The sequence below is a fragment of the Streptomyces sp. LUP30 genome, assembly GCF_001746365.1.
Taxonomy (GTDB): Bacteria; Actinomycetota; Actinomycetes; order Streptomycetales; family Streptomycetaceae; genus Streptomyces.
Genome location: NZ_MJAJ01000036.1, coordinates 1 through 22,176, shown reverse-complemented (window position 1 = coordinate 22,176; position 22,176 = coordinate 1). Strand labels below are relative to the sequence as shown.

At 72.9% G+C, this 22,176-nt stretch carries 17 protein-coding genes; 11 read left to right on the top strand and 6 right to left on the bottom strand.

The features are described 5' to 3' along the window. Positions 1–436: 436 nt before the first annotated feature. From BG482_RS26075 to dhaK, 3 genes are read right to left on the bottom strand one after another with little or no spacing between them, the layout of a single operon-like run. Positions 437–847, bottom strand: a complete 411-nt coding sequence (locus BG482_RS26075) for a PTS-dependent dihydroxyacetone kinase phosphotransferase subunit DhaM (protein WP_069771579.1) — start codon at positions 845–847, stop codon at positions 437–439. 7 nt (positions 848–854) lie between these two features. Beyond that, a complete protein-coding gene (dhaL, locus tag BG482_RS26070) occupies positions 855–1,454 on the bottom strand; it encodes a dihydroxyacetone kinase subunit DhaL (RefSeq protein ID WP_069771578.1) in 600 nt (199 codons plus the stop codon). A 46-nt stretch (positions 1,455–1,500) separates the two neighbouring features. Beyond that, positions 1,501–2,493 carry a dihydroxyacetone kinase subunit DhaK gene (gene dhaK / locus BG482_RS26065; RefSeq protein ID WP_069771577.1) on the bottom strand — a complete coding sequence of 331 codons (993 nt, stop codon included), beginning with the start codon at positions 2,491–2,493 and terminating at the stop codon, positions 1,501–1,503. Positions 2,494–2,913: 420 nt separating this feature from the next. Here dhaK and BG482_RS44130 point away from each other — a divergent pair, with 420 nt between their 5' ends. Then, the gene (locus BG482_RS44130) at positions 2,914–3,090 is read left to right on the top strand and encodes a hypothetical protein (RefSeq protein WP_176741464.1); all 177 of its coding nucleotides are present in this window, start codon (positions 2,914–2,916) and stop codon (positions 3,088–3,090) included. A gap of 186 nt (positions 3,091–3,276) precedes the next feature. Here the strand turns inward: BG482_RS44130 and BG482_RS26055 are convergent, their stop codons facing one another. Next, positions 3,277–5,475: an MMPL family transporter gene (locus BG482_RS26055; protein ID WP_069771575.1), complete on the bottom strand. Its 2,199-nt coding sequence runs from the start codon at positions 5,473–5,475 to the stop codon at positions 3,277–3,279. Between the two features lie 447 nt (positions 5,476–5,922). Here BG482_RS26055 and BG482_RS26050 point away from each other — a divergent pair, with 447 nt between their 5' ends. The 4 genes from BG482_RS26050 to BG482_RS26035 all read left to right on the top strand — a co-directional run bounded on the left by BG482_RS26050 (position 5,923) and on the right by BG482_RS26035 (position 10,079). Further along, entirely contained in the window at positions 5,923–6,510 is a 588-nt protein-coding gene (locus tag BG482_RS26050) for a TetR/AcrR family transcriptional regulator (protein ID WP_069771574.1), read from the top strand. Between the two features lie 367 nt (positions 6,511–6,877). Beyond that, entirely contained in the window at positions 6,878–7,768 is an 891-nt protein-coding gene (locus BG482_RS26045; RefSeq protein ID WP_069771573.1) for an alkaline phosphatase family protein, read from the top strand. Positions 7,769–7,773: 5 nt separating this feature from the next. Further along, positions 7,774–9,060, top strand: coding sequence for an MFS transporter (locus BG482_RS26040; protein ID WP_069771572.1), 1,287 nt, complete (start codon positions 7,774–7,776; stop codon positions 9,058–9,060). Further along, positions 9,057–10,079, top strand: a complete 1,023-nt coding sequence (locus BG482_RS26035; protein ID WP_069771571.1) for a TolB-like translocation protein — start codon at positions 9,057–9,059, stop codon at positions 10,077–10,079. The genes BG482_RS26040 and BG482_RS26035 overlap by 4 nt, the downstream gene beginning before the upstream one ends. Positions 10,080–10,164: 85 nt before the next feature. Here the strand turns inward: BG482_RS26035 and BG482_RS26030 are convergent, their stop codons facing one another. Beyond that, complete coding sequence (locus BG482_RS26030; protein WP_069771570.1) at positions 10,165–10,692, bottom strand: hypothetical protein; 528 nt, start codon at positions 10,690–10,692, stop codon at positions 10,165–10,167. Positions 10,693–10,920: 228 nt separating this feature from the next. Between BG482_RS26030 and BG482_RS26025 the strand changes: the two genes are divergently transcribed. From BG482_RS26025 to BG482_RS26005, 5 genes are all read left to right on the top strand, one after another. Next, the gene (locus BG482_RS26025) at positions 10,921–11,706 is read left to right on the top strand and encodes a YqjF family protein (protein ID WP_069771569.1); all 786 of its coding nucleotides are present in this window, start codon (positions 10,921–10,923) and stop codon (positions 11,704–11,706) included. 167 nt (positions 11,707–11,873) lie between these two features. Then, positions 11,874–12,752: a hypothetical protein gene (locus BG482_RS26020; RefSeq protein WP_069771636.1), complete on the top strand. Its 879-nt coding sequence runs from the start codon at positions 11,874–11,876 to the stop codon at positions 12,750–12,752. Positions 12,753–13,037: 285 nt separating this feature from the next. Next, positions 13,038–13,499 carry an RpiB/LacA/LacB family sugar-phosphate isomerase gene (locus BG482_RS26015; protein WP_069771568.1) on the top strand — a complete coding sequence of 154 codons (462 nt, stop codon included), beginning with the start codon at positions 13,038–13,040 and terminating at the stop codon, positions 13,497–13,499. Between the two features lie 137 nt (positions 13,500–13,636). Next, positions 13,637–16,021, top strand: coding sequence for a phosphoketolase (locus BG482_RS26010; protein ID WP_069771567.1), 2,385 nt, complete (start codon positions 13,637–13,639; stop codon positions 16,019–16,021). A 346-nt stretch (positions 16,022–16,367) separates the two neighbouring features. Further along, positions 16,368–17,345: a RimK family alpha-L-glutamate ligase gene (locus tag BG482_RS26005; protein WP_069771566.1), complete on the top strand. Its 978-nt coding sequence runs from the start codon at positions 16,368–16,370 to the stop codon at positions 17,343–17,345. On the opposite strand, the gene BG482_RS41470 is transcribed toward BG482_RS26005, so the two are convergent. Next, on the bottom strand, positions 17,329–19,392 hold the full coding sequence (locus tag BG482_RS41470) for a PAS domain S-box protein (protein ID WP_256096480.1): 2,064 nt from the start codon (positions 19,390–19,392) through the stop codon (positions 17,329–17,331). The two genes, BG482_RS26005 and BG482_RS41470, sit on opposite strands and share 17 nt — an antisense overlap. A gap of 225 nt (positions 19,393–19,617) precedes the next feature. Here BG482_RS41470 and BG482_RS25995 point away from each other — a divergent pair, with 225 nt between their 5' ends. Continuing rightward, the gene (locus BG482_RS25995; protein ID WP_069771565.1) at positions 19,618–22,005 is read left to right on the top strand and encodes an excinuclease ABC subunit UvrA; all 2,388 of its coding nucleotides are present in this window, start codon (positions 19,618–19,620) and stop codon (positions 22,003–22,005) included. Positions 22,006–22,176 lie beyond the last annotated feature (171 nt).

Genomic DNA, 22,176 nt, shown 5'->3' with positions numbered 1-22,176 from the left:
GCCGCCGGCCCAGCCCTCCGCACCCCCGCCCGGCGTGCCCCCGGCCAACGACGCGGGCACGGCACCGCAGGAAGGGGCCGCCGAGGAGGACTGGGCGCCCGCCGCGGGACCGGCCGCCCCGCAGGAAGACCCGGACGGGACGGACGGGACGGACGGGACGGACGGGACGTCCGGTGCGGACGGCGAGGCCGGGACGCAGACCGGCGGGACGGAAGGCGCCGGGACGCAAGCGCACCCGGACGCCGAGCAGGCCGAAGGTCCCGGAAGGGACGACGCGGACTGATGAGGGAACGAGACACAAACCTGTCGGTGCCTGTCGGTGCCTGTCGGTGTCTGTCGGTGCCTGTCGTCCCGGACCGTCCGCTCCCGGTCGCACGGGAGCGGACGGTCCGGGGCCGTGTCGGCGTTCCGTCCCGGCCGGGGCCGTCCGTCCGTGTCACACCTTGCGGTAGCTGTACGCCTCCTTCGCCGCGGCCTCCACGGCGTCGAGGTCGGCGCCCGCCGCCGAGGTGACCACGGCGGCCACCGCCCCCTCCACGAACGGGGCGTCCACCAGGCGGGCGGTGCCGGGCAGCTCGTCGCCCTCCGCGAGCAGCGCCTTGACCGTGAGGACCGCGCTGCCCAGATCGACGAGGACCGCGACGCCGGCGCCCCGGTCCACCGAGGCGGCAGCGGCGGCGATCAGGTCGGCGCTGGTGCCCAGCCCACCGCCCTCCGTGCCGCCCGCCGCGGCCACCGGCACCGCCGCGCCGCCGCCCGCCAGACCCCGTGCCAGTTCGGCCACGGCCTCGGCCACCTGCGCGCTGTGCGACACCAGCACCACCCCGACCGGCTTCTCCGTGCTCATGGGCGCCTCACTTCCCCTCGGTCTCGGCCAGGGCGGCGATCAGGAGCGCCGCCGAGGTCGCGCCCGGGTCCTGATGGCCGATGCTGCGTTCGCCGAGATAGCTGGCCCTGCCCTTGCGGGCCTGCAGCGGTGTCGTCGCCTCCGCGCCCTGTTCGGCGGCGGAGCGGGCGGCGCCGAAGCCGTCGGCGAGGCGGTCGACGGCCGGGGCCAGCGCGTCGATCATGGTCTTGTCACCGGGCGCGGCGCCGCCGAGCTGCATCACGGCGTCCACGCCCGCGCGCAGCGCCTCGGCGAACTGCTGCTCGTCCACCTCCGCCGCGTCGCCCAGCGCTTTGCCGGTCTTCCGCAGCAGCGTGCCGTAAAGCGGCCCGGAGGCCCCGCCGACCGTCGAGATCAGCTGGCGTCCGGCGAGCGTCAGGACGGCGCCCGGAGTCGCGGGCGACTCCTTCTCCAGCGCCGCGGTCACCGCGGTGAATCCGCGCCGGAGGTTGCTGCCGTGGTCGGCGTCCCCGATGGGCGAGTCGAGGGCGGTGAGGCGGTCCGCCTCGCGGTCCACGGACACGGCGGTCGCCGTCATCCAACGGCGGAAGAAGTCGGCGTCGAGCACTGGATCTCCTTGCATGGTCGGTTCGGTCCGAGCTCGCGTCGCTCTCTCAGACGCCCCAGCGCAGGCCGGCGGTCTTCACCGGCGCGTTCCACAGCCGCAGCCGCTCCTCGTCTACCTCGCAGAGGGTCACCGAGGCGCCGGCCATGTCGAGGGACGTCACGTAGTTGCCGACGAGCGTGTGCGCGACGACCACTCCGCGCTGCGCCAGCACCCGCTGCACCTCAGCATTGAAGCCGTAGAGCTCCAGCAGCGGCGTCGCACCCATGCCGTTGACCAGGACGACGACGGGGTTGCGGGGCGTGATGTCGTCGAGGATCGCCTGGACGGCGAAGTCGGCGATCTCGCCGGACGTCATCATCGGCCGCCGCTCCCGCCCCGGCTCACCGTGGATGCCGACGCCCAGTTCCAGCTCGCCGGCCGGCAGGTCGAAGGTCGGGCTGCCCTTGGACGGCGTCGTGCAGGCGCTGAGCGCCACGCCGAAACTGCGGGAGCTCTCGTTGACCTGCCGGGCGAGCGCCTGGACCCGCTCCAGCGGCTGTCCCTCCTCGGCCGCTGCCCCCGCGATCTTCTCCACGAAGAGCGTCGCGCCCGTTCCGCGCCGCCCGGCCGTGTAGAGACTGTCGGTGACGGCGACGTCGTCGTTGACGAGGACCTTCGCGATCTGGATGCCCTCGTCCTCGGCGAGCTCGGCCGCCATGTCGAAGTTGAGCACGTCACCGGTGTAGTTCTTCACGATGAACAGCACACCGGCCCCGCTGTCGACGGCCGCGGCGGCACGCACCATCTGGTCCGGCACCGGAGAGGTGAACACCTCGCCCGGGCAGGCGGCGGAGAGCATGCCGGGCCCGACGAAACCGCCGTGCAACGGCTCGTGCCCCGAGCCGCCGCCGGAGACCAGCGCCACCTTCCCGGCCACGGGAGCGTCCCGCCGTACGATCACCCGGTTCTCGACGTCGACCGTGAGGTCGGGATGAGCTGCCGCCATCCCGCGCAGCGCGTCCGCGACGACGGACTCGGGAACGTTGATCAGCATCTTCATGGGTATCTCCTAATGAGGCCGGCAGGTGGGTTGCTGTCCTGCGTCTTCGCTGTTCAGAGGGGATGTCGGTGGTATGTGACCTTGGCTGTCCTCAGCGGTCGCGGGCGGGTCGCCGGCGGGGCGCGGCGGTACTGGCGCCGACGTGAACGCCGACGTCGGTGACAGGCCGTCAGATCCTCCGGCAGTCGAGGGCGTGTCGGCCCATCTGCCCCTGTCGGCAGTATCTGCCTTGCGGCAGCGAAGGGCACGTGCGAGAGCGTCATGGGCGTGCCCCGGTCGGGATCGGGGTGTACGCGGCGGTGGCCCGCCGTCGGTACGCCAGGTGCCCCGGGCGTCGTCGCTCGCTGATGTTCCCGCTCCTCACGGCGGCGCGGACGGCGATCGACCGGGTCGGGTGCGGCGGTGGCGGAGCATCCCTTCGTGGACCGGTTCGAGGTCGGAGAGGGTGAAGCCGGCGGATTCGGCGCAGTGGCGACCGGCGTGGTCGTCGGCGTCGATGCCGAAGAAGAACGTCTGGACGTCTGCGGCGTCGGGGTCACTCGGGAAGGTATGCCCTCCGCGTCCGACCCGAAGCCGATCCACGGGACTTGGGCATGAGCGGCATCGGTGGTGAGGGTGCGTCTCCCAGCGCTCCCGGTGGACGCCTTGCGGTAGTCGCGGTGGACGCGGTCGGACCGGGATGTCGCGGGGGCCGGGGCTGGGTGAGGCCCTGGCCCGGAGGCGGCGGGCCTCCGGGCCAGGGCCCTTGCGCGCAGGGCGGATCCGCGGTGCGCCGCGGCCGGTTCAGGAGACTCGCTCGGGCTCCCTGTGCACCACCCGCGAGGCCTTCTGGAGGCGGGTGCCCTCGACGTCCAGGTCCGGCAGGACCCGGTCGAGCCAGGCGGGGAGCCACCAGGCGTGCCGTCCGGCGAGGGCGAGGACCGCGGGGACGAGGGTCAGGCGGACGGCGAAGGCGTCGATGGCCACGCCCACGGCGAGCGCGAAGGCGATGGGCTTGATCAGGGCGTCGTCGAGCGGGAAGAAGCCGGCGAACACGGTGAACATGATCAGTGCGGCCGCGGTGACGACCCGGACGCTGTGCCGTGCGCCGTCGGTCACCGACGCGCGGGCCGCACCGGTGTGGACCCACTCCTCGCGCATTCCGGAGACGAGGAACACCTCGTAGTCCATGGCGAGTCCGAAGAGCACGCCGATCAGGATGACCGGCAGGAAGCTGACGACAGGGCCGGTGTGGGCCAGGCCGAGGATGTCCGCCAGCCGGCCCCACTGGAACAGGGCGACGACCGTGCCGAGCGAGGCGCCCACGGACAGCAGGAATCCGACGGCGGCCTTGAGCGGGATGACCAGCGAGCGGAACACCATGGTCAGCAGGATCAGACTCAGGCCGACGACGATCGCCGTGAAGGGCAGCAGGGAGTCGCTGAGCCGGTCGGAGACGTCGATGTTGACGGCGGTGGCGCCGGTGACCGCGACGGTCGCGCCGGTGGCCTCGCCGATGCCCGGGGCGGCGGCACGGATGTCGCGGACGAGCCGGGCGGTGCGGGGACTGTCGGGACCGGTCTCGGGCATGACCTGAATGACGGTCTGCGCGGAATCGTGCGTGGGCTGCGGGGGCAGCACCGCCTTGATCCCCTTGAGGTCCCGCAGCTCGCGGGCGGCCTTTGCGCCCGCCTGCGCCCCGGGCCGGTCATGGGTCTCGGTCAACACGAGGAGCGGGCCGTTGAAGCCGGGGCCGAACTCGTCGCTGACCGTGTCGTACGCCTTGCGTTCGGCGGAGGCGACCGGGGCCGAGCCGTTGTCCGGCAGCGCCAGGCGCAGGTCCGCCGCGGGGAGCGCGAGTGCGACGAGGACGCCGGTGGCGGCCAGGACGGTGAGCAGGGGCTTGGCGACGACGGTCCTCACCCAGCGGGCACCCAGCGTCGCCCTGCCGTCCGATCCGTCGGGAGCAGCGCTTCGCTGGGCCTGCTTGCCGCCGGACTTCGGGGTCAACCGGGTGCCGGCGAATCCGGCGAGGGCGGGGAGCAGGGTGATGGCGGCCAGGACCGCGACGAGGACGGCTCCGGCCGCGCCGAGACCCATCACGGTCAGGAAAGGGATGCCGATCACGCTGAGTGCGGCCAGGGCGATGATCACGGTGCTGCCGGCGAAGACGACCGCGCTGCCGGCCGTGCCGGTGGCCAGCGCGATGGACTCCTGCGGATCGGTTCCGCGGGCAAGCTGCCGGCGGTGGCGGGACAGGATGAACAGGATGTAGTCGATGCCCACGGCCAGCCCCAGCATGAGCGCGAGCGTGACGGCGGTGGAGGAGATGCTGACCGCCGGAGTGAGGGCGAGCAGCCCGGCGAGTCCCACGGCCACACCGAGCAGGGCGGGCAGCAGCGACATGCCCGCGGCGAGCAGGGAGCCGAAGGTGACGACGAGGACGAGCAGGGCGACGCCGACACCGATGATCTCGGACGGACCTATGTGCACGCCGTTGCTGCCGTAGGCGCTGCCGCCGACCGAGGTCCTGAGCCCGTTCTTCTCGGCCGCCGCGGCCGCCCGTTCGATCACGTCCAGGGACGAGGGGCGGATCTCGGCCCGCTGTACCGAGTACTGCACCTGCACGATCGCCGTGCTCCGGTCGGCCGAGACGGCCCCGGAGACGTTCGGGCCCATGACGGCTTTGACCTGCGGCGCCTTCACGGCCGCGGCCTCGGCTCCGGCGATGGCCGCGGTGTAGCGGGCCTCGGTGACGTGGTGGCCCTCGGGTGCGGTGAAGACGATCTGGGCGCCCGCTCCGGAGGCTTCGGGCAGGGTCCTGCCGAGCGTGTCCAGCGCGCGCTGCGACTCGGTGCCCGGCACGGTGAAGCGGTCGTCGAGCTTGCCGCCGAAGACGCCGGCGCACGTGACGAGTGCGGCAAGGACCGCGAGCCAGATACCGAGCACCAGCTTGCGATGGCGGTAGGCGCCGAGGCCCAGCCGATGCAGCAGGACTGCCATGGCGAACTCCGAAGGTCGGTGAGGGATGTCCCGGACGTCGCGTCGCGGACGCCGGAAGCCGTTGGACGCCGGAGGAGCGGCGGAACGGGTCGGCCCGCGCCCTCGAGCGGCTGCGGGCAGGGAGGCGTCCCGGTGCCGTGGACGGCATCCGAGCTGCCTTCGAAGACCGACTTTATCACTTGCTCAAGTCGAGCGACCAAATCAATCAACTGGGACGTCTGACATTGTCGCTCGAACGTGTCGTCTGTAGGGTGCAGACTCCGCCGCCACCAGCTCCCGCGCTGCCGTCGGACCTGCCGGCCCCGCACCGCGGCGAACGCTCCTGGGCCGTCCGTCCGGTCCGTCCGTCCGGTCCGCCCGCCGTCGGCGCGGGAACGGTCGTGCCCGTGTTTCCGACGCTTTGTCGAGCGACCTGTTCGACAGACTGAGTCGAATAGGATCCGTGTCATGGCTCATGTATCCGCGGCGGAGCGCCGCCCGCAACTGATCAAGGCGGCCATCGGCCTCATGGCCAGGGAGGGCGTGGCGGCCGGGAGCACCCGTGCCATCGCCGCCGAGCTCGGCGTGGCGCAGGCGACCGTGCACTACACCTTCGGCACGAAGGAGGAGCTCTACCGGGCCGTCATGGAACAGCTCACGCACGATCTGGTCGACCAGGTGACACGGGCCACGCCCACGGACGCGAGCTTCGAGGAAACCCTCGTCACTCTCGCCGAAGCGCTCTGGCGCACCGTGCTCGAACAACCCGCCTCGCACCAGCTGCTCACCGAGCTGACCATGCTCGCCCTGCGCACGCCGCACCTGAACGAGGCACTTCGCAGCCACTACGGCGAGGTCCTGACGGTGACGGCGAAGCTGATCGAGGAGACCGCCGAACGCACCGGTCACCAGCTCGGCCGGCCCGCCGGGACGATCGCGAGGTTCTTCCTGGCCGGCTTCGAAGGGCTGACGATGCAGCATCTCTCCCTGCCGGACGAGGAAGCCGAGAGCGTCTGCCTGCGGGCCCTGGTCTCGGCCGCACTGGCCCTGGCCTGAGGTCGCTCCCGACCGGAACCCCGTGGACGTGACCGGTGGTCACCGACCCGCGGCGTCCGGGGTGGGGTGATCAGGGACAGGACCAGGTCGCAACGGCACGCAGGGGAGTCGGATGCGATGACGGGACGTCAACTGCCTTGCCTGCACGGCGAGTCAGGGGTATCTGTGGGTCGGTGTCCTGGTCGGTGTTCTCACCGGCGCCCACGGGGTGCCGGGGGAGGTCCGTTGTGCGTTACTGGTGTCTGACGGGACCTTTGCCCGGCGTGGTCTGCCGTTCGTCTGCTCTTCACCCGGAGTGGGCTTCGGACTCGTAGGGTTACGGCCGCCGCCGCCCCCCACCATCGTCGCTTCTGTCCGGAGGACAGTCATGGCCGCCGTCAAGGCTCCCAAGCGCACCAGGCACCCCCTCGCCGCTCTCGCAGGCGCCGTCGCCCTCACCGCCACGTCGATCGGGGTGTGGGCCGCCACGGCCTCCACCGCTCAGGCCGCCACGCTCCCCACCCCCGACCACGTCGTGGTCGTGGTGATGGAGAACCACGCCTACTCGCAGGTGATAGGCAGCTCCAGCGCCCCCTACCTCAACAACACCCTGAAGGCCGGCGGAGCCGACCTCACCCAGTCCTACGGTCTCACCCACCCCAGCGAGCCGAACTACTACATGCTGTTCTCCGGCTCCAACCAGGGCCGCACCGACGACAGTTGCGTCTCCGTCGGCTCCCTCTCCAAGCCGAACCTGGCCTCGGAGCTCATCGCCGCGGGCAAGACATGGGCGAGCTACAACGAGTCGCTGCCCAGCCAGGGTTCGACGACCTGCAGCAGTGGCAGCTACGCACAGAAGCACAATCCGTGGTTCGGCTTCTCCAACGTGCCGACGAACACCGCGAAGACCTTCGCGCAGTTCCCGACCGACTACACGACCCTGCCGAAGGTGTCCTTCGTCGTGCCGAACCTGTGCAGCGACATGCACGACTGCTCGGTCTCCACCGGCGACACCTGGATCAAGAACAACCTGGGTGCGTACGCAGCCTGGGCCACGACCCACAACAGCGTCCTCGCCGTCACCTTCGACGAGGACAACAAGCTGTCCGGCAACCGCATCCCCACCCTGTTCTACGGACAGCACGTCACGCCCGGCAGCTCCAGCTCCACCACCTACAACCACTACAACGTGCTGCGCACGCTGGAGGACCTGGCCGGGCTGAGCGCGCACGCGGGCAACGCCGCCTCGGCGTCCGACATCACCGGCATCTGGAACTGACGCCGGTGTACCTCGCGGACTCCCGCGGCGCCGCGGCCGCCGTCGTCCCGGACTCCGGTCCGGGACGACGGCCGGCCGCTGTGCCCGCCACCGTGCTGGCCCTGGGGGCGGTCAGCATGATCACGGACGTCTCCTCCGAGATGGTCACCGCCGTCCTGCCGCTGTACGTGATCACGGGCCTCGGTCTGTCGCCGCTCGGCTTCGGACTCCTCGACGGCATCAACAACGGCGTCGGCGCGCTGGTGCGGCTGGCCGGCGGTCACCTCGCCGACCGGGGAGGGCGCCGTCACAAGGCGGTGGCGGGCCTCGGCTACGGACTGTCGGCGCTGTGCAAGCCGCTGCTGCTCCTCGCCCACAGCCTCCCCGCGATCAGCGCCGTGCTCGCGGCCGACCGCACCGGCAAGGGGCTGCGCACCGCCCCCAGGGACGCGATGATCTCGCTGGCCACCGCGCCCGAACACCGGGGGCGGGCGTTCGGGGTGCACCGCGCCATGGACACCACCGGCGCGCTGCTCGGCCCGCTCGCCGCCTTCGCCGTGCTGCGGGCCACCGTCGACGGCTACGACGCGGTCTTCGCGGTCAGCGGCTGCGTAGCCGTCCTGGGCGTTCTCGTGCTCGTGCTCTTCGTGCCCCGGCACGTCACCTCCGCGACGGCCGCCCGGCCGACCGAGCCGGGACGGCCGCCCGAGCCGGAGCGGCCGACGCTGCGCGACGCGCTCGGCCTGCTGCGCCGTCCGCGGCTGCGCCGGCTCACCCTGTGCGCCACCCTGCTCGGCCTGACCACCGTCAGCGACTCCTTCCTGTATCTGCTGCTGCAGCGCGACGCGGACCTGCCCGCCCACCTGTTCCCGTTGCTGCCGCTGGGCACCGCCGCCGTCTTCCTCACGCTGGCCGTCCCCCTAGGCGTCATGGCCGACCGGGTCAGCCGCCGGCGGCTCTTCCTGGCCGGTCACGGCGTGCTGCTCGTCGGCTACGGCCTCGTCCTGAGCCCCTGGCACGGCATCCCGGCCGTGATCGCCGTCCTCGTGCTGCACGGCGCCTTCTACGCGGCCACGGACGGCGTCCTCGCGGCCGCCACCGCCGGAGCCGTCCCGGCGCAGCACCAGGGCGCGGGACAGGCGCTGGTCGGCACCGGGCAGGCGCTCGCCCGCTTCGCCTGCTCGCTCGCCTTCGGCGCGGCCTGGAACCTGTGGGGCCCGCGCACGGCGCTCGCCCTCACCGCGGCCGCGCTGGCCGTCAGCGCCGTCGTCGCCGCGTTCGTCCTGCGCAGCCCCGACGAGGTGCCCGCATGACCAGAACGACCCGCCTCGTGATCCTGCTGGCCGCCGTCCTGCTGCTGGGGACCGTCGGCGCGGGGGCCGTGCTGCACGCCGCGCACCGGTCGGGGCTGCGCGACCAGCAGCAGGCGGACGGTCCGACCGTGCGGGCCGGAACCGTCTCGCTGCTGTCCTCGGGGGGACGCCGGCTGCTGGTGCGCAACCTGGCCTGGGGCCCGCACCGCGACGAGATCGCCACCGTGCCCGCCGACCGTCCGCAGGGGCCGCGCACCGCGTCCGGCGTCAAGTGCCTGCGCTTCCACGCGGCGGCCGGCACCGGCATCTGCCTGCAGGCCGTGCACGGCGCACTCCAGGACCGTTACCGGGCGGTGGTGCTCGACGCGCACCTGCGTGAACGGCACCGCTTCCCAGCGGCGGGCATCCCCACCAGGGCCCGCGTCTCGCCCTCCGGCCACCTGGTGGCCTGGACGGTCTTCGTCAGCGGGGACTCCTACGCCGGCACGGACTTCTCCACCCGGACCGCCGTCGTCGACACCCGCACCTGGAAGATCGACGACAACCTGGAGACCTTCCACATCGTCAAGGACGGCCACCGCTACGATGCCGCCGACATCAACGTCTGGGGCGTCACCTTCGCCGACGACACCCGCTTCTACGCCACGCTGGCGACCGGCGGCCGGACCTATCTCGTCCGGGGCGACCTCACCGCGCGCACCCTGACCACCGTGCACCGCAACGTGGAATGCCCCTCCCTCTCCCCGGACGGCACCCGAGTCGCCTACAAGAAACGTGTCGAGGGCGCCTCGCCCGACGCGCCCTGGCGCCTGTACGTCCTGGATCTGCGCACGATGAAGGAGACGGCGACCGCCGAGCGGCGCACCGTCGACGACCAGGCGCTGTGGGCCGACGACGCCACCCTCGTCTACGCCCTCCCCGGCGACTACGGCTCGGACCTGTGGAGCGTGCCCGCCGACGGATCGGGAGCGCCCCGCTCGCTGATGACCTCCGCGGTCGCCCCCGCCTACCTGGAGTGAGACGACCGGTCCCGGGCGTGAGGGACCGGCCGCGCGGCGCCCACACCGGCCGGGGCCCGGCCCGGCAGGTCCGCCCGTGGCCGCCTCAGGCGACGAGCGCCCGGCCCCGTCCCAGGCGGGCCAGGAGCCGCGCTCGGTGGAGGCCTGCCACGGGGGCGAGGAGATCGGGGTGGCGCAGCAGTGCCGCCGCGTCGAGGTCGCGGTCGTCGGGTGCGACCAGTCGCCGGAAGCCGGGCGGCGTCCCCGGGCCGTGGTCGCCTCCGGCGAGCGCGGCCACCGCCTCGGCGGCCAGGCCCGCGTCGCCGAGCAGACAGGCCGCCCAGCTCGCCACCACCTCGTCCACCCAGGTGCGCCAGGCGTGGTCGGCGGCGGACACGTCGTCGACGGCGTCCGCGCCGCTGACCCAGTCCAGGCGGCCCGAGCCGCCCGGACCCGCCAGGCCGACCAGGGCGGCGTCCGTGGCGGTCGGATAGCGCAGCCGGGCGGCGACCGTCGCCGCCTGCCGGGCCTGCGCCTCGCACAGGGCTCCGGCGAGCGCGCCGCCGCTCGCCGGGTAGGCCCGGGTCAGCCACTGTGCGGTGGCGGCGATGAGCGGGGAGAGGTCAGCGAACAAGGCGGGCCGTCCGAGGTGTGCGGCAGCGAAGAGCAGCGAGGGCAGGGAGGAAGCGCGGGGCAGTAACGAAAGAGCGGCGAAGGGCCGTGAACGGCCGTGAACGCCGGTGAAGGGCGGTGGAGAAAGCGGGGGCTGCCGAAAACCGTAGCCCGAGACCCCCTCGGAACGACATGTGTCCTCAGCCACAGCGGCCGACCGTCCGGTCCGGCCCTCCGTGATACTGGAACGGTGTCCCAGACCCCGCAGGCACCGGCCCCGGTCCCGCACCCCGTCACGCCCGACGCCCCGTCCGCGATAGCGCGCCCGCTGCTCACCCAGTCCTGGCTGGACCTGACCTTCCTGCACTGGGCGGCCGACCCGGCGGACGTGGCCGGGCTCCTGCCGCCCGGTACCGTCCCGGACACCCTCGACGGCGTCACCTACGTCGGCCTCGTGGCGTTCCGGATGCACCGCGTGGGCTGGTTCCGCCTGCCGGGCGTGCCCTATCTCGGTTCCTTCCCCGAGACGAACGTCCGTCTGTACTCGGTGGACGCGCACGGGCGCCGGGGCGTGGTCTTCCGTTCGCTGGACGCCTCCCGCCTGGTGCCGGTGGCCGTGGCGCGGGCCGGCTTCCGGCTGCCCTACGCGTGGTCGCGCATGGCGATCGACGTCGACGGCGACACCGTCGCCTACACCAGCAGCCGCCGTTGGCCCGCGCCGCGCGGCGCCCGCAGCCGGATCACCGTGCGCGTGGGCGACGCGATCGGCGAACCCACCGCGCTGGAGCACTTCCTGACCGCGCGCTGGGGTTTGCACAGTGCCTTCTTCGGCCGCCCGATGTACCTGCCCAACGCCCATCCGCGCTGGCCGCTGCACCGGGCCGAACTGGTGGAGTGCGAGGAGGATTTGATCGCGGCGGCGGGCCTGCCGGCGCCGACGCGGGACCCGGTGAGCGTCCTGTACTCGCCGGGCGTCCCGGTCCGCTTCGACCGCCCCGCCCGCCGGACCGGCCCGGCGGGCATCCCGACGCCGTGACGCGGCCGCGGTGTCCTGGCGTGCGGGGAGTGCGGTCTCCCGGAGGGTCGTGCCATCGTCCGGCGGGGTTGTTATGACCGCTGTCATGACGGATGCTGCCTGACGGCGACGGACGGCGCCCGACGGCGACGGACGACGCCGAGACGACGAACCGGGAGGACCAGGAAGTGAGCCAGACGGTCGCACGGACGATGTGGGAGAGGTTCGAGCCGGTCCATCAGCTCGTCTACTTCGCCCCCGAGGTACGCGAGGCGGCCGACGGCCTCGGGATGCGCGGTTACTGGATGGGGTACTTCGCCCTGCGCGCGGCGCCCCTCGGGCCCGCTCCCGCAGCCGTCGTCACCAGTTGCTTCCACGTCTTCCACCCCGACCGGGTGGCGCGTGCGCTGCCGGACGCCTGGGAGTTCGCCTCCCCGCAGCAGGTTCTCCGGGCGCGCGAGCGCGCCGTGGCCGCCGCGATGACCGGCCTGTACGGCGCGGACGTCGTCGCCTCCCCCGAACTGGCCGAGGCGGCCGACCTCGCCTGGCGGGCAGCCGCGGCCGCGGACACGGCGGGGCGCGTGCTGGGCGCCGCCAACCAGGCCCTGCCCCGGCCCGCGCAGCCCCACGTCAGGCTCTGGCAGGCCGTGACCACCCTGCGCGAACACCGCGGTGACGGCCATGTCGCGGTGCTGGTGGGCCGTCGCCTGGGGCCGGTCGCGGCGATGGCGCTCAAGAGCGCGGCGGGGGAGACCGACGCGGAGTTCCAGCGGCGCACCCGCCAGTGGGGCGCCGATCCGTGGCGGGCGGCCCAGGCGGAGCTGGCGGAGCGCGGCTGGCTCGACAGGGAGGGGCGACTCACGGCGGCCGGGGCCGTCGCCCGCGAGCAGATCGAAGCGGACACGGACGCCGCCGCGGCGGCGCCGTGGACCGCCCTGGGCCCCGGAGCCACCGCCCGCCTCGCCCGCCTGCTCGAACCACTCGCCCGCACCGTCCTGGACTCCGGGATCGTGCCGGACGCCAACCCGGTCGGACTCACGAACGGAACGTGGCGCGCCGCGCAGTGAGCGGCGTGCGGCGCGGCGGCCCGACCGCGGTGCGCGGGCCGGGGCGCCGCCGGCCTGCCCCGGTCCCGTGCAGGGGTTCGCGTCGGTGGGGGATGCGTGCGGCGACCCGCCATCCGCCGTCGGGCGTGTGGCCCGCCTCGCGGCGCCCTCGTCGCCCGTGTGCTCGGCTGCGGCCCGCGGGGCCCCCMCGTCCCCCCCCCACGTCCCCCCCCCACGTCCCCCGACGCCGCTGACGAACGCCGCTCGGGGCGACAGCGCCGGCCCTTTCTCAGTAGGCTCCCCCGCATGCGGATCTCCGTCTCCTCGGACATGGACGAACCAGTGGCCCGGGCCCTCGTCGCCGAACTGCGCGGACGCGGGCACGACGTCGTCCCGCACGGCGCGCTGCGCACCGGCGACGACCCGCGATGGGCGGTGTGCTCGGCGGCCGCGGCCCGGGACGTGGCCGACGGAACCTCCGAGCAGGCCGTGGTGTGCTGCTGGACCGGCACCGGCGCGTCGATCGCCGCCAACAAGGTGGCCGGCGTCCGGGCCGCGCTGTGCGCCGACGCCTACACCGCCGACGGCGCCCGCCGGTGGAACGACGCCAACGTCCTCGCCCTCAGCCTGCGCCTCACCTCCGAGCCGCTGCTGAAGGAGATCCTGGACGCCTGGTTCGCCGCGGAAGCCGGCGGAGACGCCGAGGACCGGCAGAACGTGGCCCACGTCGAAGGCCTCGACGCCCGCAGGGCGGGCTCGCCCGGGTAGCGGACGCCCCCTTACGGACGGCTCCGCTCCTCCGTACGGGTCGCCCGGCCGTGTCGGGTACCCGGCGGACGAGCAGGGTGGGCAGGTACGGATCGGCACACACCTGCGAGCCAACCCGACCGGGAAGGGAACCCGAGATGTCCGTCGACCCGCGAGCGACGTCCGTCCGGCTCACCGACGACGAGCTCAGGACGCTGCACGCCCACTGGCGCGCCGCGAACTACCTGGCCGTCGGCCAGATCTACCTGATGGGCAATCCGCTGCTCACCGAGCCGCTGCGGCCGGAGCACGTGAAGCCGCGGCTGCTGGGGCACTGGGGGACCTCGCCAGGGCTGAACCTGGTGTACACCCACCTCAACCGCGTGATCCGCGGCCGTGACCTCGACGCACTCTGCATCTGGGGCCCCGGCCACGGCGGCCCCGCGATCGTCGCCAACTCCTGGCTGGAGGGCTCCTACACCGAGACCTACCCGGACATCACCCAGGACGCGGCCGGCATGGCCCGGCTGTTCCGGCAGTTCTCCTTCCCCGGCGGTGTGCCGAGCCATGTCGCCCCGGAGACGCCGGGGTCCGTCCACGAGGGCGGCGAGCTGGGCTACTCCCTCTCCCACGCCTACGGCGCCGCCTTCGACAACCCCGACCTGCTGGTCGCCTGCGTGATCGGCGACGGCGAGGCCGAGACCGGCCCGCTGGCCACGTCCTGGCACTCCAACAAGTTCCTCGACCCCGTCCACGACGGAGCGGTCCTGCCGATCCTGCACCTCAACGGCTACAAGATCGCCAACCCGGCCGTGCTGGCCCGGATCCCCGAACCCGAGCTCGACGAACTGCTGCGCGGCTACGGCCACGACCCGATCCACGTCACCGGCGACGAGCCGGACGCCGTCCACCGCGCGATGGCCCAGGCCATGGACACCGCCCTCGACCGCATCGCGGCCATCCAGCGCGCGGCCCGCGAGGACGGCGCGGGCGAGCGCCCCCGCTGGCCGGTGATCGTGCTGCGCACCCCCAAGGGCTGGACCGGCCCCGCCCACGTCGACGGGCTGCCCGTGGAGGGCACCTGGCGCTCGCATCAGGTGCCGCTGTCGGCCGTCCGTGACCATCCCGACCGTCTGCGGCAGCTGGAAGCGTGGCTGCGCTCGTACCGGCCCGAGGAGCTCTTCGACGAACGGGGCCGCCCCCGCCACGACGTCCTCGCCTGGATCCCCGAGGGTGCCCGCCGGCTCGGCGCCACCCCGCACGCCAACGGCGGACTGCTGCTGCGCGAGCTCCCCCTGCGCGACCCGGACGCCTACGCCGTCCCCGTCGACAAGCCCGGCGTCACCCGACACGAACCCACCAAGGTGCTGGGGGAGATGCTGGAGGACGTCATGCGCGCCACCGCCGACCGGCGCGACTTCCGGCTCGTCGGCCCCGACGAGACGGCCTCCAACCGTCTGCAGGCCGTGTACGAGGCCGGCGGCAAGGCCTGGCAGGCGCAGACCCTCCAGGTCGACGAACACCTCGACCGGCACGGCCGGGTGATGGAGATCCTCTCCGAACACACCTGCCAGGGCTGGCTGGAGGGGTATCTGCTGACCGGCCGGCACGGACTGTTCTCCTGCTACGAGGCGTTCGTCCACATCGTCGACTCGATGGTCAATCAACACATCAAGTGGCTCAAGACATCCAGGGACCTGGCCTGGCGCGCGCCCATCGCCTCCCTCAACTACCTGCTCACCTCCCACGTGTGGCGCCAGGACCACAACGGCTTCTCCCACCAGGACCCCGGCTTCGTCGACCACATCCTGAACAAGAGCCCCGCGGCCGTACGCGTCTATCTGCCGCCGGACGCCAACACCCTGCTGGCCATCGCCGACCACGCCCTGCGCAGCAGGGACTACGTCAACGTCGTCGTGGCCGGAAAGCAGCCCTGCTTCGACTGGCTGACCATGGACCAGGCGCGCGTGCACTGTGCCCGGGGCGCCGGCGTCTGGGCCTGGGCCGGCACCGAGAACGGAAGCCGCGAACCCGACGTGGTCCTCGCCTGCGCCGGCGACGTCCCCACCCAGGAGGTGCTCGCCGCCGCCCAGCTGCTGCGCCGCAACCTGCCGGACCTCGCCGTGCGGGTCGTCAACGTCGTCGACATCGCCCGGCTCATGCCGAGCGGCGAACACCCGCACGGCATGAGCGACTTCGAGTACGACGGCCTGTTCACGGCGGACCGGCCGGTCGTCTTCGCGTACCACGGCTACCCCTGGCTCATCCACCGCCTCGCCTACCGCCGCACCGGCCACCGCAACCTGCACGTGCGCGGCTACAAGGAGATCGGCACCACGACCACGCCGTTCGACATGGTCGTCCGCAACGACCTCGACCGCTACCGCCTCGTCATGGACGTCATCGACCGCGTCCCCGGTCTCGCGGTGCGGGCCGCCGCCGTACGCCAGCGGATGGAGGACGTCAGGCTGCGCCACCACGACTGGATCCGCGCCCACGGCACCGATCTGCCCGAGGTCGCCGACTGGGCCTGGGACGGCTGAGGCGAGGGCTCGCCCGCGGCCCCGCAGGGCGCACGGACCGGGGCGGACGGCGCAGGACGAGGGGCAGGAGGCGGACCGTCGTGCGCCCTGGCACGGCGTCCCGCCGGGTGCTTACAGTGGTCGGCCAGCCCCGCGCGCGGCATCGGCGGGGCGAGCCCCACCATCTCGTGGTCACCCGTCCCCGCCCGGCGCCGTCCGGACCGGGCACGGCTCCGCACACCTGCGCGGCTCCCCGGGCGACGGGTGCGACGACCACCCACGCGACAGGCACCATCCGTGACACCGCTCGGGCCGCGCGTGGGCCGCCCGCGGTACGAGTGCGCGTCGAGAGCCCCTGGAGGCCGCTGTGTCCCGACCGTGCATCGCCCTGATCGCCGACCCCACCTCGCCCGAAGGCTGCCGTGAGTACCTCGCCGACGCCGTGGAACTGCTGACCGGCGCACCCCCCGTCCGGGTCGACTCCCGGCACTTCGCGACCGGCGGAACCGGTCGCGGCGTCCGGCACGGAAACCGGTTACGCCTGCAGGTCCCCGAGCAGCGGCTGGACTTCGTCCCCGACGTCGTCCTGCTCTACGAGATCCCGCCGCACCACCGGCATGCCCTCGCCGGCTTCCAGCGACTCCTGGAGAGCCACGGCGTGGTGACCCTCGCCGCCGGTCCCGATGCCTGGCGGACCGCCACCGAGAAGAACCTCACCGTCGAACGCTTCCTGCGGGACGGCATCGCCCAGATGGAGACCGCGGTGCTGTCGCGGCCCTCCCCGAGCGAGGCGGCCGACGCGTTCGAGCGCCTAGGCCGCGACACCTGGGCCAGGCCCGTCGTCGGCACCGGCGGCAACGACACCTTCCATGTCGACACTCCCGCCCGGCTGGAGCGCGCCGCCGCCTACTACGCCGAACGCGGCACCGACTGGCTCCTGTCCCGCGACGCGGCCAACGTCACCGCCGACGGTCTGCGCCACCAGTTCCGTGTGTTCGTCCTGGGAGACCGTGTCGTGCACGCCCGCGAGCACCTGCAGCCCGCCACCGACACCCCGTGCAACACCTGCCAGGGGGCCACGGCCGTGCACCTCGCCCCGTCGGACCTCCCGCCCCGGCTCGCCGAACTCGCCGTCGCGGCCACCGCCTCCGTGGGGCTGCCCTTCGCCGGCGTCGACCTCGCCGCGGAGAACGGCGGGGTCGTCTTCGAGGTCAACGTCCAGCCCGCCTTCGTCGACGGTGAACGCGAACTGCACGCCGTGGCCGTGCCCTACGTCCAGGCGCACCTCGACGCCCTGGCTCCGGCCTGCGGCGGCCCGCACCGGGGGCTCACAGCTTCAGCGTGAACCAGGTCGTCTTGCCCTCGTCCGTCGGCCGCACCCCCCAGCCGGCGGCGAGGGCCCGCACCAGGATCAGGCCGCGGCCCGACTCCTCGTCCTCGACCGCCGTGCGCGGCTGGGGCAGATGCGGGCTGCGGTCGCTGACCTCTACCGTGAGATCGGTGGCCGTGCGGTGCAGATGCACGCCGATCGGGCCTTCGGCGTGCTGGACGGCGTTGGTCAGCGTCTCCGACAGCAGCAGGAGTGCGTCGTCGGCGCTGTGCGCGCAGTTCCACCCGACGAGCGCCTTGTGCAGAAAGGCACGCCCCTGCGGTACGGAGGCCGGGACGGCCGGCAGGTGCGTCGTGACGGCCGCCAGCGGCGCGGCCGGCAACTGCGCCAGCAGCAGCGTGACGTCGTCGTTGTGGCCCTCGGCGTCCGGCAGCAGCCCCGCGAGGACATGGTCCGCCGCGGCCTCCAGACAGGGTGTGCCCACGAACAACTGGCCCAGCAGGGTGGAGAGTTCGTCGATGCGCTCTTCGATGTCGCTGCCCGGCGTCTCGATGAGGCCGTCCGTGTAGAGCACCAGCGTGGCCCCCGGCGGTATCTCCGAGCTGGACTGCTCGTACACCACGTCGCCCACGCCGAGCGGCGCGTTGACCGGACAGGGCAGCTGGCTGATGCCCTCGCCGACCCCGGCGACCAGTACCGGAAGATGCCCCGCCGAGCAGACCGTCACCGTGCCCGCGTCCGGCGCGATCACCAGATAGCAGCAGGTGACGAGCTGGTCGGGGACGTCGAGGTCGGCGACGCAGGTGTCCAGCGCCGTCATCAGCTGCCGCGGTTGCATCCCGGTCTTCGCCAGCGCGTGCGCGGCCGACCTCAACTGGCCCATCACGGCGGCCGCTTCCAGCCCACGGCCCATGACGTCGCCTATGAGCACGCCCACCCGGTCGGCGCCCAGCGGAATCAGGTCGAACCAGTCGCCGCCCACCCCGGCGCCCTGGGTGGCGGGCCGGTAGCGGCTCGCGGTGGCCAGGCCGGGCAGCGCGGGCGGCGTGCCCATCAGGCTGCGCTGGAGCGTCAGGGCGATGTGCCGCTGCTGCTCGTACAGCACCGTGAGCTCGGCCTCCGCGCGCTTGCGGTCGCTGATGTCACGCACGATGGCGCAGGCCCCGACCACCTTGCCGTGCGTGTCCCGGGTCGGCCACAGCGTGACGTCGACGTCCAGCAGCGCCCCGGACCTGGTCAACCGCAGCGTCTCGTAGTGCTCCACCTTCTCCGCGTGCCGCAGCCGCTTGAGCAGCTCGCGGACCTCGCCCCGCAGCTCCGGCGGGGCCAGCAGCGAGACGTGCCGGCCGATGGCCTCCTCGGCGGTGTAGCCGTACAGGCGCTGGGCGGCCGCGTTCCAGTAGGTGATGTACCCGTCGAGGGTCTTGGCGAGGATCGCGTCCTGGGACGACTCCACGAGCGCGGCCAGCTCGTTGATGCGCGCCTCGGCCGCCTTGCGGTCGCTGACGTCGCGCACGGCCGCCGACACGAGCAGCCCCTCGGCGGTCTCCAGCGGGCTCAGGCTGATCTCGACGGGAAACTCGGTGCCGTCCTTGCGCAGCCCGTGCAGTTCGAGTCCTGCGCCCATGGGACGCACCTGACGGTTGGTCGTGTACCCGCGACGGTGCGCGGTGTGCTGGTCGTGGAACCGGTGCGGGATCAGCAACTCGACCGGGCAGCCGAGCAGTTCCTCGCGGCCGTGCCCGAACAGCGCTTCGGTCTGGGCGTTGACGAGCTTGATGATGCCCGTGTCGTCGACGATCACCATCGCGTCCGGCGCCGCCTCCAGGAGCCCCCGGAAGCGCTCCTCGGCCCCGCCGAGCGCGTGGTCCGACGTGGACGCCGGGCAGCCGCACCGTTTCTGCTCGGCCTTCCTCCTGGGTTTCTTCTTCGTGTCCTGCTCGGCGTCCTGTTCGCTGTCCGGCCCCAGGTCCGGCCCCAGGTCCTGCTGGACGTTCTGCTTCGCAGCGCCCGCCCCCGCCCCTGTGCGCCGCGCCGGTACAGCCCGCATCACCTCGGCCATGATCCACCTCATCCTGCACGACGAATCAGGCCATCTCAGCGCCTCCGAGCCGCTCTCGTCCCGCGTTGTCGTTTACTGTCCCTGGCCTGTCCGAACCTGAACGCCACCAACCGGTCAGGATGGGAGAAGCGCCGGCTCCCGCGCCCCGGCTAGCGTGGCGTCGAGCGGAACGAGCCAGGCGACGCCGGCAGCGACCGGGCGGTCCGCCCGAGGGATGGAGAGACGATGAGCAAGGCCCGCAGGACGTACGCGCAGTCGTCCGAGCCGCATGTCGCCGACGACCACGACCTGATCCGGGTGCACGGGGCGCGCGAGAACAACCTCAAGGACGTCAGCATCGAGATCCCGAAGCGCCGGCTGACGGTGTTCACCGGCGTCTCCGGCTCGGGCAAGAGCTCGCTGGTGTTCGACACGATCGCCGCGGAGTCGCAACGGCTGATCAACGAGACCTACAGCGCCTTCGTGCAGGGCTTCATGCCGAACCTGGCGCGTCCCGAGGTCGACGTGCTCGAGGGGCTGACGACCGCGATCATCGTCGACCAGCAGAGACTGGGCACCGACCCCCGCTCCACCGTGGGCACGGCCACCGACGCCAACGCGATGCTGCGCATCCTCTTCAGCCGGCTCGCACAGCCGCACATCGGCCCGCCCAGCGCCTACTCCTTCAACACCGCCTCCGTGCGGGCGAGCGGCGCGATCACCGTGGAGCGCGGCGCCAAGAAGGCGGTGAAGGCGACCTACTCCCGCACCGGCGGCATGTGCCCCCGCTGCGAGGGCCGCGGCACGGTCTCCGACATCGACCTCACCCAGCTCTACGACGACAGCAAGTCCCTCAACGAGGGCGCGCTGACGATCCCCGGCTACAGCATGGAGGGCTGGTACGGCCGCATCTTCTCCGGCTGCGGATTCTTCGACCCGGACAAGCCGATCAACAGGTTCACCAAGCGGGAACTGCACGACCTGCTCCACAAGGAGCCGACCAAGATCAAGGTCGAGGGCATCAACCTGACGTACGAAGGTCTGATCCCGAAGATCCAGAAGTCGATGCTCTCCAAGGACATCGACGCCCTCCAGCCGCACGTCCGCGCCTTCGTCGAGCGCGCGACGACCTTCTCCGTCTGCCCCGAGTGCGAGGGCACCCGGCTGAGCGAGGGCGCCCGGTCGTCGAAGATCGACGGCGTCAGCATCGCCGACGCCTGTGCCATGCAGATCAGCGACCTGGCCGAGTGGGTCCGCGGGCTCGACGATCCGTCGGTGGCGCCCCTGCTCACCGCGCTGCGGCACTCCCTCGACTCGTTCGGTGAGATCGGCCTCGGCTACCTCTCGCTCGACCGCCCCTCGGGCACGCTCTCGGGCGGCGAGGCCCAGCGCGTCAAGATGATCCGCCATCTCGGCTCCTCGCTGACCGACGTCACCTACGTCTTCGACGAGCCGACCACCGGTCTGCACCCGCACGACATCAGCCGGATGAACGACCTGTTGCTGCGGCTGCGGGACAAGGGCAACACGGTGCTCGTCGTGGAGCACAAGCCGCAGACCATCGCGATCGCCGACCACGTCGTGGACCTCGGCCCCGGCGCCGGCACGGCGGGCGGCAGCGTCTGCTTCGAGGGCACCGTCGAGGGGCTGCGGGCCGGCGACACCGTCACGGGCCGCCATCTCGACGACCGGGCCGCCGTCAAGGAGACGGTGCGCAAGCCCACCGGCGCGCTGGAGATCCGGGGCGCGTCGGCGCACAACCTGCGCGACGTGGACGTCGACATCCCGCTCGGGCTGCTGGTGGTCGTCACAGGCGTGGCCGGCTCGGGAAAGAGCTCGCTCGTGCACGGTTCGGTGCCGCCCGGCGAGGGCGTGGTCTCGGTCGACCAGGGTGCGATCCGCGGCTCGCGCCGGAGCAACCCGGCCACGTACACCGGACTGCTCGACCCGATCCGCAAGGCCTTCGCGAAGGCCAACGGAGTGAAGCCGGCGCTGTTCAGCGCCAACTCCGAGGGAGCCTGTCCCACCTGCAACGGCGTCGGCGTCGTCTTCACCGATCTGGCGATGATGGCGGGCGTCGCCACCCCCTGCGAGGAGTGCGAGGGCAAGCGGTACCAGGCGTCGGTCCTGGAGTACCGCCTCGGCGGGCGCGACATCAGCGAGGTGCTCGCGATGTCGGTCGGCGAGGCCGAGGAGTTCTTCGGCGGGGGCGAGGCGAACACGCCGGCGGCGCACCGCGTCCTGACCCGTCTCGCCGACGTCGGGCTCGGCTACCTGACTCTCGGCCAGCCGCTCACGACGCTGTCCGGCGGTGAGCGCCAGCGGCTCAAGCTGGCCACCCATATGGCGGAGAAGGGCGGCGTGTACGTTCTGGACGAGCCGACCACGGGCCTGCACCTCGCCGACGTCGAGCAGTTGCTCGCCCTGCTGGACCGCCTCGTCGACTCCGGCAAGTCGGTCATCGTCGTCGAGCACCACCCGGCGGTGATGGCGCACGCCGACTGGATCGTCGACCTCGGTCCGGGCGCGGGCCACGACGGCGGCCGGGTCGTCTTCGAGGGCACGCCCGCCGATCTCGTCGCCGCCCGCTCCACCCTCACGGGCGAGCACCTCGCGGCCTACGTCGGCGCCTGACCGGAAGCCGACTGCTCGACGCAGGCGCGGCGCCGGCGGCGCAGAGCGTCGCGCCGGTCGTCGCCTGGTCCGGGGCGCCGCCCCGCGCGTGAAGCCGCTCCGGCGGAGGCGGTCACCGGCGACGACGGCCGGGACGCCCGGGCGCCGGCTCCCCGGTTTCGCCGAGGTGGG